General features: G+C 62.0%; 1 protein-coding gene. It reads left to right on the top strand.

All coding sequences use genetic code 11. The annotated features are described in order from the left end of the window. Positions 1-1,182, top strand: a 1,182-nt coding sequence (tuf, locus tag HWX14_RS36240; RefSeq protein ID WP_027805213.1) for an elongation factor Tu, incomplete at its 5' end; no start/stop codon positions are given. Position 1,183: the final 1 nt, after the last annotated feature.

Raw genomic sequence — 1,183 nt, 5'->3', positions numbered from 1 at the left:
GGTAAATTTGAGCGGACCAAGCCGCACGTGAACGTTGGTACGATTGGTCACGTTGACCACGGCAAGACGACGCTGACGGCAGCGATCACGACGGTTCTGACGAAGAAGTTCGGCGGCGAAGCGAAGGCATACGACCAGATCGACGCGGCACCGGAAGAAAAGGCGCGCGGCATCACGATCAACACGGCGCACGTCGAGTACGAAACGGCTAACCGCCACTACGCACACGTCGACTGCCCGGGCCACGCTGACTATGTGAAGAACATGATCACGGGCGCAGCGCAGATGGACGGCGCGATCCTGGTTTGCTCGGCAGCAGACGGCCCGATGCCGCAAACGCGCGAGCACATCCTGCTGGCCCGTCAGGTTGGCGTTCCGTACATCATCGTGTTCCTGAACAAGTGCGACATGGTGGACGACGCAGAACTGCTCGAGCTGGTCGAGATGGAAGTTCGCGAACTCCTGTCGAAGTACGACTTCCCGGGCGACGACACGCCGATCGTGAAGGGTTCGGCAAAGCTGGCGCTGGAAGGCGACACGGGCGAGCTGGGCGAAGTGGCGATCATGAGCCTGGCCGACGCGCTGGACACGTACATCCCGACGCCGGAGCGTGCAGTTGACGGCGCGTTCCTGATGCCGGTGGAAGACGTGTTCTCGATCTCGGGCCGCGGTACGGTGGTGACGGGTCGTGTCGAGCGCGGCATCGTGAAGGTCGGCGAGGAAATCGAAATCGTCGGTATCAAGCCGACGGTGAAGACGACCTGCACGGGCGTTGAAATGTTCCGCAAGCTGCTGGACCAAGGTCAGGCAGGCGACAACGTGGGTATCCTGCTGCGCGGCACGAAGCGTGAAGACGTGGAGCGTGGCCAGGTTCTGGCGAAGCCGGGTTCGATCACGCCGCACACGCACTTCACGGCTGAAGTGTACGTGCTGAGCAAGGACGAAGGCGGCCGTCACACGCCGTTCTTCAACAACTACCGTCCGCAGTTCTACTTCCGTACGACGGACGTGACGGGCTCGATCGAGCTGCCGAAGGACAAGGAAATGGTGATGCCGGGCGACAACGTGTCGATCACGGTGAAGCTGATCGCTCCGATCGCGATGGAAGAAGGTCTGCGCTTCGCAATCCGCGAAGGCGGCCGTACGGTCGGCGCCGGCGTCGTCGCCAAGATCATCGAGTAAG

The sequence above is a fragment of the Burkholderia sp. BCC0044 genome, from assembly GCF_902832955.1.
GTDB lineage: Bacteria > Pseudomonadota > Gammaproteobacteria > Burkholderiales > Burkholderiaceae > Burkholderia.
Note: the sequence above shows the minus strand (reverse complement) of the source record. Positions and strands in the feature narration are given on the sequence as shown.